Annotated in this window: 14 protein-coding genes and 1 tRNA gene; 10 read left to right on the top strand and 5 right to left on the bottom strand. The window is 69.5% G+C overall.

Going from position 1 to position 13,289, the window contains the following annotated elements:
• The first annotated feature begins 10 nt into the window (after positions 1 to 10).
• From KOL93_RS13180 to KOL93_RS13170, 3 genes are all read left to right on the top strand, one after another.
• Positions 11 to 508, top strand: a complete 498-nt coding sequence (locus KOL93_RS13180) for an HNH endonuclease (RefSeq protein WP_221585850.1) — start codon at positions 11 to 13, stop codon at positions 506 to 508.
• Positions 509 to 574: 66 nt separating this feature from the next.
• A complete protein-coding gene (locus tag KOL93_RS13175; protein WP_221585849.1) occupies positions 575 to 913 on the top strand; it encodes a histone-like nucleoid-structuring protein Lsr2 in 339 nt (112 codons plus the stop codon).
• A gap of 54 nt (positions 914 to 967) precedes the next feature.
• Positions 968 to 1,040 (top strand) — tRNA-Arg (locus tag KOL93_RS13170).
• A 21-nt stretch (positions 1,041 to 1,061) separates the two neighbouring features.
• On the opposite strand, the gene KOL93_RS13165 is transcribed toward KOL93_RS13170, so the two are convergent.
• Entirely contained in the window at positions 1,062 to 1,940 is an 879-nt protein-coding gene (locus KOL93_RS13165) for a helix-turn-helix transcriptional regulator (RefSeq protein ID WP_221585848.1), read from the bottom strand.
• A 144-nt stretch (positions 1,941 to 2,084) separates the two neighbouring features.
• On the opposite strand from KOL93_RS13165, the gene KOL93_RS13160 reads away from it, so the two are divergent.
• Both KOL93_RS13160 and KOL93_RS13155 read left to right on the top strand, forming a co-directional pair.
• Entirely contained in the window at positions 2,085 to 2,435 is a 351-nt protein-coding gene (locus tag KOL93_RS13160) for a DUF485 domain-containing protein (protein ID WP_221585847.1), read from the top strand.
• Positions 2,436 to 2,443: 8 nt separating this feature from the next.
• Positions 2,444 to 4,057: a solute symporter family protein gene (locus tag KOL93_RS13155; RefSeq protein WP_374107121.1), complete on the top strand. Its 1,614-nt coding sequence runs from the start codon at positions 2,444 to 2,446 to the stop codon at positions 4,055 to 4,057.
• Positions 4,058 to 4,179: 122 nt separating this feature from the next.
• Here the strand turns inward: KOL93_RS13155 and KOL93_RS13150 are convergent, their stop codons facing one another.
• Complete coding sequence (locus KOL93_RS13150; RefSeq protein ID WP_221585845.1) at positions 4,180 to 4,788, bottom strand: DNA-3-methyladenine glycosylase I; 609 nt, start codon at positions 4,786 to 4,788, stop codon at positions 4,180 to 4,182.
• Between the two features lie 201 nt (positions 4,789 to 4,989).
• On the opposite strand from KOL93_RS13150, the gene KOL93_RS13145 reads away from it, so the two are divergent.
• Positions 4,990 to 8,694, top strand: coding sequence for an AAA family ATPase (locus tag KOL93_RS13145; RefSeq protein WP_308291637.1), 3,705 nt, complete (start codon positions 4,990 to 4,992; stop codon positions 8,692 to 8,694).
• Complete coding sequence (locus tag KOL93_RS13140) at positions 8,687 to 8,890, top strand: hypothetical protein (protein WP_221585844.1); 204 nt, start codon at positions 8,687 to 8,689, stop codon at positions 8,888 to 8,890. The genes KOL93_RS13145 and KOL93_RS13140 overlap by 8 nt, the downstream gene beginning before the upstream one ends.
• Before the next feature lie 53 nt (positions 8,891 to 8,943).
• On the opposite strand, the gene mscL is transcribed toward KOL93_RS13140, so the two are convergent.
• Genes mscL through KOL93_RS13125 form a run of 3 tightly spaced genes read right to left on the bottom strand, consistent with a single transcriptional unit; the run spans position 8,944 to position 10,313 of the window.
• Positions 8,944 to 9,348: a large conductance mechanosensitive channel protein MscL gene (gene mscL / locus KOL93_RS13135; RefSeq protein WP_221585843.1), complete on the bottom strand. Its 405-nt coding sequence runs from the start codon at positions 9,346 to 9,348 to the stop codon at positions 8,944 to 8,946.
• A gap of 54 nt (positions 9,349 to 9,402) precedes the next feature.
• A complete protein-coding gene (locus tag KOL93_RS13130) occupies positions 9,403 to 9,681 on the bottom strand; it encodes an FmdB family zinc ribbon protein (protein WP_221585842.1) in 279 nt (92 codons plus the stop codon).
• Between the two features lie 50 nt (positions 9,682 to 9,731).
• On the bottom strand, positions 9,732 to 10,313 hold the full coding sequence (locus tag KOL93_RS13125; RefSeq protein WP_221585841.1) for a 5-formyltetrahydrofolate cyclo-ligase: 582 nt from the start codon (positions 10,311 to 10,313) through the stop codon (positions 9,732 to 9,734).
• Positions 10,314 to 10,387: 74 nt separating this feature from the next.
• Here KOL93_RS13125 and galU point away from each other — a divergent pair, with 74 nt between their 5' ends.
• The 3 genes from galU to KOL93_RS13110 are packed head-to-tail and all read left to right on the top strand — an operon-like array spanning position 10,388 to position 13,288.
• Positions 10,388 to 11,275: a UTP--glucose-1-phosphate uridylyltransferase GalU gene (gene galU, locus KOL93_RS13120; RefSeq protein ID WP_221585840.1), complete on the top strand. Its 888-nt coding sequence runs from the start codon at positions 10,388 to 10,390 to the stop codon at positions 11,273 to 11,275.
• 46 nt (positions 11,276 to 11,321) lie between these two features.
• On the top strand, positions 11,322 to 11,951 hold the full coding sequence (locus tag KOL93_RS13115; RefSeq protein ID WP_221585839.1) for a GNAT family N-acetyltransferase: 630 nt from the start codon (positions 11,322 to 11,324) through the stop codon (positions 11,949 to 11,951).
• A gap of 35 nt (positions 11,952 to 11,986) precedes the next feature.
• A complete protein-coding gene (locus tag KOL93_RS13110; RefSeq protein WP_221585838.1) occupies positions 11,987 to 13,288 on the top strand; it encodes an amidohydrolase family protein in 1,302 nt (433 codons plus the stop codon).
• Position 13,289 lies beyond the last annotated feature (1 nt).

Here is a 13,289-nt window from a genome sequence, read left to right as displayed (position 1 = left end):
GAAATCGCACATGCGCACTCTCGTTCTGAATGCGGGTTACGAACCGCTTGCGGTCGTCTCATTCAAACGCGCCCTCGTCCTCGTCATGAATGACAAGGCGAATGTCGTCGAACACGATGAGGATGCTCCGGTCTGGGGAGCGTCGGAAGCATACGACAGACCCGCGGTCATCGTGTTGACGCGCTACGTGCGGATCCCGCATTCGCGTCGAGTTCCGGTGACGCGCCGCGGTGTTCTTCGTCGCGATGCGCATCGCTGCGCCTATTGCGGGCGTGCCGCGTCGACGATCGATCATGTGCTTCCGCGTTCGCGAGGAGGCGCGGATTCCTGGACGAATCTTGTCGCGGCGTGCGTGAAATGCAACAACATCAAGAGCGATCGCACTCCCCAGGAGATGGGATGGGATCTGCGAATCATGCCGATGGCGCCTCGCGGCGCGGCATGGACGGTGCGTGGTTCCGAACGCGCGGATCCGTCGTGGGAGCCTTATCTCGCCATGGCTGCGTGAGGAGAGAGCAGAGTTTCTCTCGGCGCGTGACGACTAATCGCGAGTGAATTCCTTTATCGTGAGGATATGGCTCGAAAGATTGTTCATCAGCTCGTCGACGACATCGACGGGACCGTTCTCGAACCGGGCGAAGGGGAGAGCGTTCTCTTTTCCATCGACGGCAAGAGCTATGAGATCGACCTGACCGAGGCGAATGCCGAGAAGCTGCGCGACGCATTCGCTCCGTATATCTCGGCCGGTCGTCGTGCCGCTGGCGCCGGTGCCAAGACGCGCCCCCGCCGAGCGACCGGCGGCACGCGCGATCTCGGTGCTGTGCGCGCCTGGGCTCGCGACAACGGGTACACCGTCAGCGACCGGGGGCGCGTGCCGGAGACGGTTCTGCAGGCATACGACGCGGCTCACTGACCGCGAGCGACGTGCGTCCACCTCGTTAGACTGGGTGGGCGCACGTCTGCGCATGCCCCTGTAGCTCAGTGGATAGAGCGTCGGTTTCCTAAACCGTGCGTCGCTGGTTCGAGTCCAGTCAGGGGCACTTCCCCCGCCCGGTCCCGGGTCACGGCAGGAGGCCGAGCCTCCTCGCGGCCGCGACGGCGGCGTGACGCGTCGACGCATCGAGCTTCGACATCGCCGAGCCCAGGTACGCCTTCACGGTCCCTTCTCGAAGCTCGAGCAGCTGGGCGATCTGCGCATTGGTCGACCCGAGCGCCGCGCAGGCGAGGACGTCGGTCTCGCGGGGCGAGAGCCGCACCTGGGCGACCGGAGCCGGTGCTGCCGGCTGCGCGCCCGCACCCGAGAGGGCGGCGAGACGATTCTCGACGTCGCGCAGACGGTCGCGCAGGACGGGGTCGTCGAGGGTCGCGGCGATGCGCCGCAGCTCGGCGTAGCTCTCGCGGAGCTCCTCGCGCTGCGCGGGGGACAGGTCCCCCTCTCCCGCAGTCGACGGGGCGGCGACGGGCGTCGGCGCGGCGAGTGCGAGCTCGTCGCGACGCTGCAGCTGCTGCCCGAGATGATCGGCCACCTCGACGGCGGGCGCGGCGGTGACGCCGCCGACGTTCCATGAGCCCCATGCGCCCCCGTAGAGGATCCCGCGGGGCGCGCCGTGCACGAGCACGGGAACGGCGATGAGCGTGCCGATGCCCTCGCCGAGGATGAACGTGTCGTAGTCGTGGGTGATCTGACGCGCACCGGCGTAGTCGCCCGTCATGCGCGGGCGCAGCTCGGTGACGGCGCGCCCTCCCAGTCCGCGATCGGGCGCGACGGCGAGGCCGTCCAGGGCCGGCGTGCGATTGCCCACGATCGCGCTGATCTGGGCGACGCCCGCGGCATCCCGAAGACCGCCGAATGCGATCGGGAAGCGCGTGCGGCGGGCGAACTCCTCGACCGCGCGCGTGAGGAGCTGGCGATCGTCGTCGATCCGCTGCGTCGTCTGCATCGTGCGGTTACCTACTTTCGGGGGTGACAGAGGTGCCTTGCGGCATCGTAGCGTCGTGACTCGCACCGGGTGCCGTGTCTGGCGCTCGTTCGGTTCGAGTGGCGCGAAGACGCGTCGCACACGGACATGCGGCAAGGAGGCCACATGACGGATAACGATATCGGCGCGCCGACCAAGGCGCCCATCGACTACATCGAGGTCGAGAACTCAGAGAGGTTCCGCGGCCTGAAGAGAGCTCACCGATCCTTCGTGTTCCCGATGGCGGTGATCTTCCTCGTCTGGTATTTCGTCTACGTGCTTCTCGCGGGGTGGGCGCCGGACTTCATGGCGCAGAGAGTATTCGGCGACATCACCATCGGACTGCTGCTCGGGCTCGGGCAGTTCGTCTCGACATTCCTGATCACGATGCTGTACGTGTCGTTCGCCAACAGAAAGCTGGATCCGGTCGCGAAGGACATTCGCGCTGACCTCGAGAAGAAGGAGGCAGGCGCATGAACGAGTGGATGAGCTCCGCATTCACGACGGCCTCGGCCGCCGTGCAGGAGATCGAGAGCAATCCGATCCTCAACATGTCGATCTTCGCGGCATTCGTCGCGGTGACGATGTTCATCGTCATCCGCGCGAGTCGCAACAGCAAGTCCGCCGCGGACTACTACGCGGGTGGTCGATCCTTCTCCGGCCCGCAGAACGGGTTCGCGATCTCGGGCGACTATCTGTCGGCCGCGTCGTTCCTCGGAATCGTCGGCGCGATCGCGGTGAACGGATACGACGGATTCCTGTATTCGATCGGCTTCCTCGTCGCGTGGCTCGTCGCGCTTCTCCTCGTCGCCGAGCTGATGCGCAACACCGGCAAGTTCACGATGGCCGACGTGCTGTCGTTCCGGCTGAAGCAGACGCCCGTGCGCATGGCGGCGGCGATCACGACGCTGGCGGTGTGCTTCTTCTATCTGCTCGCGCAGATGGCGGGCGCCGGCGGGCTCGTGTCGCTGCTCATGGGCATCGACAGCAGGATCGGACAGTCGGTGGTCATCGCGGTCGTCGGGATCGTCATGGTGCTGTACGTGCTCATCGGCGGGATGAAGGGCACCACCTGGGTCCAGATCGTCAAGGCGTTCCTGCTGATCGGCGGCGCCCTCGTGATGGCGATCTGGGTGCTCGCGCTCAACGGCTTCAACCTCAACACCCTGCTCGAGTCGGCCGTCGCCGCTTCCGAGCACGGCGAGGCGATGCTGGCGCCGGGTCTGCAGTACGCGAACCCGCTCGACTTCTTCTCGCTCGCGCTCGCCCTCGTGCTCGGAACCGCGGGGCTGCCGCACGTGCTCATGCGCTTCTACACGGTCCCGACGGCGAAGGAGGCTCGTCGCTCGGTCGTGTGGGCCATCTGGCTGATCGGGCTGTTCTACCTGCTGAGCCTTGTGCTCGGGTACGGCGCGGGCGCGCTCGTCGGACCGGAGCAGATCGCCGCGGCTCCGGGCGGGGTGAACTCGGCGGCGCCGCTGCTCGCGAACGCTCTGGGAGGGCCCCTGCTCATGGGCTTCATCTCGGCCGTGGCGTTCGCGACCATCCTCGCCGTCGTCGCGGGCCTCACGATCACGGCGTCCGCGTCGTTCGCGCACGACATCTACGCCAGTGTGATCAAGAAGGGCAAGGTCACCGGAAACGGCGAGGTCAGGGTCGCCCGCATCACGACGCTCGTCGTCGGCGCCTTCGCGATCATCGGCGGCATCGGCGTGCAGGGCCAGAACGTCGCGTTCCTCGTGGCGCTCGCCTTCGCCGTCGCGGCGTCGGCGAACCTGCCGACCATTCTCTACTCGCTGTTCTGGCGCAAGTTCACGACGGCGGGCGCCGTCATGAGCATGTACGGCGGTCTCGGCGCCGCGATCATCCTGATCGTGCTGAGTCCCGTGTTCTCCGGAACGGAGACGAGCGTGTTCCCGGCGATCGACATCGTGGTCTTCCCGCTGTCGAACCCGGGCATCATCTCGATTCCCGTGGGCTTCCTGCTCGGCTTCCTCGGCTCGTTCATCGGGCGGGGGGCGGAGTCGCCGACGCTCGCGGCCGAGATGGACGTGCGGTCGCTGACGGGGCACGGCGCGGAGAAGGCCGTCGAGCACTGAATCGAGCCGCCGGAGGCGAGCGTCGTCTCCGCGGTGAACACGAACGGACCCTCGAGAGCACGCCGCTCTCGAGGGTCCGTCGTGTCCGCCGCGACGGGGGAGGGGACGTCTGCGGCGGAGGTCTACCAGACGCCGCTCGTGCCGCGGCGGTGGCTGGCGACCAGGTGCGTGTCGACGATTCCGATCGCCTCCATGAGGGCGAACATCGTCGTCGGGCCGACCCAGCGGAAGCCACGGCGCTTGAGCTCCTTCGAGAGGGCGAGGGACTCTGCGCTCGTCGACGGGACGTCGCCTGGCGCGACCGGAGCCGGCGTCTCGTCGGGCCGGAAGCTCCAGACGAACTCGGCGAGGTCGGTGCCGTCGTCGCGAAGCGAGAGGGTCGCCCGCGCGTTGTCGATCGTCGCGAGGATCTTCGCTCTGTTGCGGATGATGGCCGCGTCGTCCATCAGCCGCTCGACATCGTCGTCGTCGAAGCGCGCCACGCGGTCGGGGTCGAACCCCGCGAATGCGTCGCGGAAGGCCGGACGCTTGCGCAGCACGGTCGCCCACGACAGCCCCGACTGGAATGCCTCGAGGCTCAGCCGCTCGAACACTCCCTGCTCGTCTCGCACCGGCATGCCCCACTCGGTGTCGTAGTAGTCGCGGAGGAGGTCGCTCTGCTCGGCCCACGCCGGTCGGGCCAGGCCGTCGGCACCCGTGACGACGCCGGGGGTCTCTGCTGTGTCGCTCATGTGCCCATCCTGGTCTGCCGCGGCCGTCCCCGCTCGCGCACCAGAGGCCCGCTGTGGACAGATCGTCGAGATCCGAGAATGTGGACACGCTGCCCCGGCGCGACACGCTGCGCACAGGATCCGTCGGAAACTCGAGAGAGATTGCACGCACCGCGGCGATCCGACACGTGATTCCCACATCGCGTGCGTACCCTTGCGCGTGTGTGGCGTATCAAGGGCTCAGCGGCGCTGTCCGGATCGGCGGACGGCGTGACTCCGAGCGATCTGCAGGTGGCCGAACCCGGCGTGCCGATCGCGCACGTCGCCGATGCGGAGCGCGAACGGCTCCGACAGCTCGCGGCGGGTCTCGGCGGGGACTCGACCCTTCTCCGCTATCGAGAGGCTCCCGAGTCGTTCATCGAGATCACGACGGCGCACCCCGGAAGCCTTCCGCAGTTCATCACGGGGCGCTCGACGCTCCTGTCCAATCTCTTCCGCGACGAAGTGGCCCTCCGCGGCGCCCGCCTCGCCGCCGAGCGCATCGCCGCCAAGAACGTCGAGCTGCGCACGGCGCGCGGCATCGACGCCGTGCGACTGGCGGTCGGTCTCGCGTCATGGCGCGTCGGCTCCGAGCGCTTCACGGCGCCGGTTCTCCTGCGCCCGCTCGCGCTGCGTCGCCACCACGCCGACTTCGAGCTGAAGCTGCGCGGCGGATTCGTCGTCAACCCCGAGCTGCTGCGCGCGGCCCGCGATCACTTCGGTGTCGACATCGACGGCGATGCGCTCGCCGCGCTGGCGTACGACGACGGCCTCTTCCAGCCGCAGCCCGTCATCGACCGTCTGCGTGGGCTCACGGCTCACGTCGACACGTTCTCGGTCAAGGCGCGCCTGTTCATCTCGACGTTCGCGGACGTCTCGGGCCCCATGGTCCGCGACCTCGTCCGCATCGATCACCCGCTCCTCAACGCCCTCGGCGGGCACGAAGAGGAGCTGCGCCAGATCCAGGAGCCGCGCGCGCTCGCCGCGGCGACGAGCCCCGATGACCGTGCGCCGGCTTCCGACACCCTCCTCCTCGACGCCGACGCCGAGCAGGAGGCGGTGCTCGCCCGGATCATGGCCGGCGAGTCGCTCGCCGTGCACACGCTCCCCGGTACCGGGGGCACCCAGACGGTGATCAACGCCGTCGGGCAGCTGGTGCGCGCCGGCAAGCGCGTTCTCGTCGTGAGCGCTCGACGTTCGACGCTCGAGGGCGTCGCTCACCGGCTGCGGGGGATCCACCTCGACTCCCTGGCCGTCTCACCGACGAGTCTGCGCAGCGATCTCATCCGCGCGATCGGCCGCAATGAGAAGGCCGAGCAGCCGAACGTCTCCGAGATCGACGACGCGCTCGTGCGCCTTCGAACCGTGCTGCGCGACTACCGCGACGCCCTGACCCGCCCGCATGAGGCGCTCGGCGTCTCGGTCATCGAGATGACCCGCGAGCTCACGCGTCTCGCGTCGCTGCCCACGCCGCCGTCGTCGTCGGCGCGCCTCGACATCCGGGCGCTCGAGAAGCTCGCGGGCGACCGCACGACGGCGGCGCACACTCTTGCGCACGCCGCGCGCCTCGGCGAATTCCGCCTCGGCCCCGACGACTCGCCCTGGTACGGCGTCACGTTCGAGACGACGGAGGCCGCGCGAGAGGCGCACGCCCTCGCCGGACGGCTGCACCGCGAGGGGGTCCCGGACCTGCTCGGGCGCGGCTACGAGCTCATCTCCCAGACGCGGATGCGCCCCTTCACCACTCTGGACGAGCTGGGAGAGTTCCTGCGCCTGCTGCACGGGATCCGCGATTCGCTCGACCGGTTCCAGCCGCTGGCGTTCGAGCGGCCCCTGTCCGACATGATCAAGGCGAACGGATCGCGCCGCGACTTCGCCGGAATGTCCGGCAGCCAGCGCCGCCGCCTCAAGCGGCTGTCGCGCGAGCTCGTGCGCCCCGGCGTGCACGTGACCGACATGCATGAGGCGCTCGTGCGGATTCAGCATCAGCGGGCGCAGTGGCAGCACCTCGTCGAGGGCGTGAGCGCTCCCGAGATCCCGCTCGGCCTCGCCGACGTGAAGGTCGAGTGGCAGGCGATCGAGGCCGACCTGACGACGCTCGACCAGGCACTCGGCCGCGGCACGCGGCTCGCCGCGCTGCCCGTCGAGCGGCTCATCCGCACCCTCGCCGGGCTCGCGGCCGAATCGGACGTCTTCGAGAACATCGTCGAGCGCGCCGAGCTGCGCGCCGGTCTCGACGAGCTGGGTCTCGCGCCGCTCCTCACGGAGCTCTCCGTGCGCCACGTCGACGAGGCGCGGGTGGGCGAGGAGCTCGAGTTCGCGTGGTGGCAGTCGGCTCTCGAGCACGTGCTGCGGACCGAGAAGTCGCTGCTCGGCGCGTCGACGAGCGTCGTCGACCGTCTCGAGAAGGACTTCCGCCTCGTCGATGAGGCGCACGCCGCCGCATCGGGCCCCATGCTCGCGTGGCAGCTCGCGGCCCAGTGGAGGATCGGCATCGTCGACGAGCCCGAGGAGTCCGATCGTCTGCGCCGCGCGCTCATGCGCGGATCGGTCACGCCCCGGCAGCTGCAGGCCGAAGCGCCCGTGCTCATGCGCACGCTCGCGCCCGTGTGGCTGGCGTCGCCCTACGATGTGCCGCTCCTGGCCGATGATGACCGATTCGACGTCGTGATGCTCGTCGACTCGGCGGCGACCGATCTGGCCGAGGCGGCACCGGCGATCCGCCGCGCGCGACAGGTCGTCGCCTTCGGCGACCCCGTGACGCAGCGGCCGACCGCCTTCGACATCTCGACGGCCGCGTCGCGCGTCCCGACAGAGGACGCACCCTCGGAGGAGCGCAGCGCGTTCGAGCGGATCGCCGAGATCCTCCCGGTCGAGACCCTTACTCGCAGCTACCGCGCCGGAGGAGAGGACCTCGCGCGTCTCGTCAACGACGCGTTCTACGGCGGCGAGCTCGTGTCGCTGCCCTGGGCCGGCTCGTACCTGGGGCGCGGAAGCCTGTCGGTCGACTACATCGAGGGCGGCAACGGCGCACCGGACCCGGAGACGGGCGCGGTCGAGAGTCCCGACGCCGAGGTCGCGCGCGTCGTGACGCTCGTCGTCGAGCACGCGGTGAATCGCCCCAAGGAATCGCTCATGGTCGTGACGGCGAGCCGTCGTCACGCCGATCGCGTGCGCGCGGCGGTCACGGCCTCCTTCGCGGGGCGCGGCGACGTCGCCGACTTCGTCGCGCGCGAGACGGCCGAGCCGCTGGCGGTGCTCACGCTCGAGGAGTCGGTCGCCGAGAGCCGTGACCGCGTGATCTTCTCGCTCGGGTACGGCAAGACGCGCCACGGTCGCGTGCTCAGCGAGCTGGGCGACCTGTCGGGAGCCGATGGGGAGCGCCTGCTCACGGTCGGCATGACGCGCGCGCGCCGCTCGATGGTCGTCGTCTCGTGCGTGCAGCCGCCGGATATCGACGACGGACGCTTCTCGAACGGCGCGGCCCTCCTCATGGACATCCTGCGCTCGTACGAGGAGCGCGCGAAGGAGCTGCGCCGGGAGGATGACGCGGATCCGCTCACGCGCGCCCTCGCCCGCGAGCTGCGTCGCATGGGCGCGGCCGTCGAGGTCGACTACCGCGGGCTGCTGCCGCTCGTCGCGCAGGCGAACGGCAAGGCCGTCGTCGTGGAATCCGACCCCGAGTCGCGCGCCGAGTCGCTGCGCGAGTCGCTGCGCCTGCGCCCGCAGGTGCTGCGCCGGCTGGGCTGGCACTACGTGCGCGTGCACGCCTTCGACCTGTACAGCGATCCCCGTGCGGTGGCCGAGCGCGTCGCCGCAGTGCTCGGCATCGCGCCCGACGTCCCGCGCGCCGACGGCGAGACCGAGCCGCTCCCCGAGCGTGTCTGACGACGAGCCCCGACAGCGCGTCGAGCGGGTGCGCGGATCCCGTCGTGCCCGGCTCACGCGCGTCGAGGGCACGCTCGCCGACTCGGAGGCCGAGGCGACGCTGCGTGGCGACAAGCCGGATCCGGTGGATCCGTCGGGCTTCCGGGGGCCGAACGACGCCCGCCTGCGCCAGGATGTCCCGCCGCACTACTCCTGAGCACGCAGATGGCGCCGTCCCGATTCGGGACGGCGCCATCTGCGTGACGAGGGCTATGCCTTCTGCTGGGCGAGAAGGTCGCGGATCTCGGTGAGGAGCTCCTCCTGCGTGAGCGGGACCTCCTCTTCGGGTGCGCCGGCGGCGCGCCGTTCAGCCAGCTTGTTCATCGGCAGCACGAGGGCGACATAGACGACGACGGCGACCGCCAGGAAGTTCACGAGAGCCGCGATCACCGCGCCGAACGCGAAGGTGGACACGCCGTCGCCGAAGAACGCCGGGACCTCGACCTGGAGCGCCTCGGCGAGGCTGTCCGCCGAGAAGAACAGCGCGATGAGGGGGTTGACGATCGACTCGACGATGGCCGTGACGATCGCGGTGAACGCCGTGCCGATGACGACCGCGACCGCCAGCTCGACGACGTTCCCGCGCATGATGAACTCTTTGAAACCCTGGAACATGCAGGTATCTCCTCTGGGCTCTTCGCCCGTCTCTCGGTCAGGACGGGCGAACGATCACTCGCCCGTCGAAGCGGCGGTCGCCGCAGGCGCCGCCGAAGAAGATGATGCACTGCTCGAGGCGGATGAGCCAGCGTCCGCGCCGGACGACGGCGTCGTGGCGCGCGAGTCGGTGCGATAGAAGCCGGCTCCGTTGAACGTGACGCCGATGGATCCGTACTGCTTGCGCAGCGTCCCGTCGCACTGGGGGCATGCGGTGAGCGATTCTTCGCTGAACGACTGGACGGCATCGAAGGCGTGCGCGCAGTCCTTGCAGGCATAGGCGTATGTGGGCATGGATGCCTCTCTCGGCGGGATCGCTCCGTGCCCGCCCGAAGGCGCGCCGTTCAGCGATCGAACGACAGCGTGCGGGTCGGCGTGACGGCCCCCGTCATCGGCACGTCGTGTGCCTCGTGGGGAACGCGGTCGACCACCTCCAGATCATAGATCACGGCGTAGACGGGCGGCCGTGTGCGGAGGGCCGAGAGCGCGCGGTCGTAGTAGCCGCGCCCCCACCCGAGGCGCTGACCCGACGTGTCGACGGCGGCGGCAGGGGCGAGGATCAGGTCGGCCTCCTCGAGTGCGGGGGCGCCGAGCGGCTCGCCGGCCGGTTCGGGGACGCCCAGGTGCGATGCGCGCTCCTCGCCCGTGTCGAGCGCCCAGTCGAGGCGTCCGTTCGCCCCGCTGATCGGCAGCAGCACGCGGATCCCCTGGTCCGCCATGTCGGCGAGAAGGGCGCGCGTCGGGGGTTCGGCGGGGGCGGAAAGGAAGCACGCGACCGTGCGCGCGCGTGTGCGCGCGACGAGAGCGGAGCCCTGCGTGCGGATTCCGTCCTCGGCCTCGATCCGCTTCGCCGCGGGCCGCACGTCTCGTGATGAGCGGATCCGCGCCCGGAGCGCGCGCTTCGCCTCGCCGATCGATTCCGTCATGACTCGAGACTAAGTGCGACGGGCGGGGGAGCGAGAGACGGGAATCGCGACGGACGTCACGTATCGTTACCGTCATGGAACCTGCGAAGATCAAGGCCGTCATGCCGGTTGCGGGTCTCGGCACCCGCTTCCTCCCCGCGACCAAGGCGACTCCCAAGGAGATGCTTCCGGTCGTGGACAAGCCGGCGATCCAGTACGTCGTCGAGGAAGCCGTCGCGGCCGGGATCCGCGACGTGCTGATGATCATCGGCCGCAACAAGAACGCGATCGCCAATCACTTCGACTCGGTTCCCGAGCTCGAAGAGAAGCTCACGGCGAAGGGCGACGACACGAAGCTCGGCAACGTGCGCAAGTCGAGCGACCTCGCCGACGTGCACCTGCTGCGTCAGGGCGAGCCGAAGGGCCTCGGTCACGCCGTCTATCGTGCGAAGCAGCACGTGGGCGACGCGCCGTTCGCCGTCATGCTCGGCGACGATCTCATCGACGAGCGCGACCCGCTGCTCCCGAAGATGATCGAGACGTATGAGAAGAAGAAGGCGATGGTCGTGGCGCTGATGGAGGTCGACCCCGACACCATCAGCATGTACGGCTGCGCCTCCGTCGAGAAGACCGACGACCCCGATGTCGTCAAGGTGCTCGACCTCGTCGAGAAGCCCGCGAAGGAGGACGCGCCCTCGAACCTCGCGATCATCGGCCGCTACCTCCTCACGCCCGAGATCTTCCCCGTTCTCGAGCACACGGAGCCGGGCAAGGGCAACGAGATCCAGCTCACCGACGCGCTCAAGGAGGTCGCGACCGACGACGGCGACGTCGACGTCTACGGCGTCATCTTCCGGGGACGCCGCTACGACACCGGCGACAAGCTCGACTACATCAAGGCGATCATGCAGCTCGCGAGCGACCGCGAGGATCTCGGCCCCGAGCTGCGTCCCTGGATCAAAGAGTTCGCCGCTACGCTCTAGGCATCGAGGGCGCTTGACGTGCGCCCGCCGTCGCAAGGAGAGCCGGATGGACACGCTCGAGAGCTCGTATGGGGCGGTGTCCATCCGGCTCGTCCGCTCCCGCGACGCCCGCACGCTGCAGCATGAGCTGCTGACCAACCGGTCGTGGCTCGTGCCGTGGGAGGCGACGAACCCCGAGGGTGCGGTGTCGATGGATATGCGCAGTGGCATCCGCCGCCTCCTGCAGCAGTACCGCGACGGCATGGGTGTGCCGTTCGTCATGGAGTACGACGGCGAGATCGCCGGCCAGCTCAACGTGTGGGGGATCGCGCGCGGTTCGCTCTCTTCGGCGACGATCGGCTACTGGGTGTCCGAGCGCTTCGCGGGCCGCGGGATCACGCCGACGGCCGTGGCGCTCGCGACGGACCTCTGCTTCGAGAAGCTCCACCTGCACCGCATGGAGATCTGCATCCGCCCCGAGAACGCCGCGAGCATCCGCGTCGTCGAGAAGCTCGGGTTCCGCTACGAGGGATTCCGCCGTCGCTACATCCACATCAACGGCGACTGGCGCGACCACCACGCCTTCGCCCTCACTCGCGAGGACGTGCCGCGCGGCCTGCTCCATCGCTGGGTGACGGGCCAGACGCCGCAGGATGCGTCGCGGGTCACGAACGGCGACCAGTCGTCGATGGCGTGATCTGACCGCAACGCGCGTCTGATAGCTCTGTCGACATGAGCATCACGCTGCACGATCCGCTGTCCGTCTGGTCTGCGGAGGGCGAGAGCGTCCGAGATCTGCATGTCGCCGGGGTCGACATCGTGGAGGCGGCGGTTCCCGATGCCGAGCGCATCGACGTGTCCGGATGCGTCGTCACACCGGGGCTCGTGAACGCGCATCACCACCTGATGCAGAGCGCATTCCGCACACTGCCCGGGACTAGGCGGGTCGCGATGCGCGACTGGCTGCCGGTGATGGCCGCGGCCTATCGCGAGGCGACGATCGACGGGTCGCTCACGTACGCCGCAGCCAGAGCGGCGATCGCCGAGGGTCTGCTCAGCGGGGTCACGACTGTCGCGGATCATCAGCTGAACTGGCCGGATGGGGGCGACGTCGGACGAGACCGCGGCATCGAGGTCGCCGACGGCGTCGCGCGCGCCGCCCGGGAAGTCGGGGCACGACTCGTGTTCGTGCGGGGCACGGCGGGCGACGACGCGCGCGTCGCCGCGGCGAGCGCCGATGCGATCGCCGAGGAGCTCGCCCCGGCGAGGGGCGGGCTGTCGATCGACGGCATGGTGCAGGTCGCGGTCGGCCCCGCCGGCGTCCACAGCGATCGGCGCGAGACGTTCGACGCGCTGGCGGACGTCGCGCGCCGGCGAGGGCTCCGTCGTCGCACGCAAGCGAATGAACAGGTCGATACCGAGATCGCGCTCGCGCGCTATGGACGGCGTCCGATCGATCTGCTGGACGAGTGGGGCTGGCTCGAGGACGACGTCACGATCGCCCACCTGTGCGACGTGACGTCTGACGAGATCGCTCTGCTCGCCGATCGGAGAGTGACCGCCACGCACGCGCCCGGATGCGACGTGCCGATGGGGTGGGGGATCTCGCCCGTGCGGGCGCTGCTCGACGCCGGCATCGGAGTCGGCCTCGGAACCTCGGGCGGCGGCAGCAATGATGCCGGCCATCTCCTCGCCGATGCTCGGCTCGCGATGCAGGTCTCGGGTCTCGTCGGGACCCAGCTCGACGCGCGGGACCTGCTGACCGCGGCGACGTCCGGATCCGCTGCGGGGCTCGGCCGCGACGACCTCGGCGGGCTGGCTCCCGGAATGTCGGCGGACATCTGCGTGTGGGACGTGTCCGGAGTCTCCGACGCGGGCAGTGCGGATCCGGTCGCCGGGCTGCTGTGGATGTCGCCCGGGCGGCGGCCGCGGCACGTGATCGTCGCGGGACGGTTCGTCGTCCGCGACTACAGGCTCGTCTCCGCTGAGGAGGCGGAGATCACGGCGGCGCTGCGGGCGCGCGTCGGGCGCTGAC

The organism is Microbacterium salitolerans, from assembly GCF_019720895.1.
Classification (GTDB): domain Bacteria; phylum Actinomycetota; class Actinomycetes; order Actinomycetales; family Microbacteriaceae; genus Microbacterium.
The sequence above is the reverse complement of the archived record's forward strand: the minus strand, read 5'-3'. Positions and strand labels throughout refer to the sequence as shown.

Coding starts and splice junctions, on each gene's coding strand:
- KOL93_RS13180 (WP_221585850.1), top strand. CDS start 11: ATGCGCACTCTCGTTCTGAATGCGGGTTACGAACCGCTTGCGGTCGTC.
- KOL93_RS13175 (WP_221585849.1), top strand. CDS start 575: ATGGCTCGAAAGATTGTTCATCAGCTCGTCGACGACATCGACGGGACC.
- KOL93_RS13165 (WP_221585848.1), bottom strand. CDS start 1,940: ATGCAGACGACGCAGCGGATCGACGACGATCGCCAGCTCCTCACGCGC.
- KOL93_RS13160 (WP_221585847.1), top strand. CDS start 2,085: ATGACGGATAACGATATCGGCGCGCCGACCAAGGCGCCCATCGACTAC.
- KOL93_RS13155 (WP_374107121.1), top strand. CDS start 2,444: ATGAGCTCCGCATTCACGACGGCCTCGGCCGCCGTGCAGGAGATCGAG.
- KOL93_RS13150 (WP_221585845.1), bottom strand. CDS start 4,788: ATGAGCGACACAGCAGAGACCCCCGGCGTCGTCACGGGTGCCGACGGC.
- mscL (WP_221585843.1), bottom strand. CDS start 9,348: ATGTTCCAGGGTTTCAAAGAGTTCATCATGCGCGGGAACGTCGTCGAG.
- KOL93_RS13130 (WP_221585842.1), bottom strand. CDS start 9,681: ATGCCCACATACGCCTATGCCTGCAAGGACTGCGCGCACGCCTTCGAT.
- KOL93_RS13125 (WP_221585841.1), bottom strand. CDS start 10,313: ATGACGGAATCGATCGGCGAGGCGAAGCGCGCGCTCCGGGCGCGGATC.
- galU (WP_221585840.1), top strand. CDS start 10,388: ATGGAACCTGCGAAGATCAAGGCCGTCATGCCGGTTGCGGGTCTCGGC.
- KOL93_RS13115 (WP_221585839.1), top strand. CDS start 11,322: ATGGACACGCTCGAGAGCTCGTATGGGGCGGTGTCCATCCGGCTCGTC.
- KOL93_RS13110 (WP_221585838.1), top strand. CDS start 11,987: ATGAGCATCACGCTGCACGATCCGCTGTCCGTCTGGTCTGCGGAGGGC.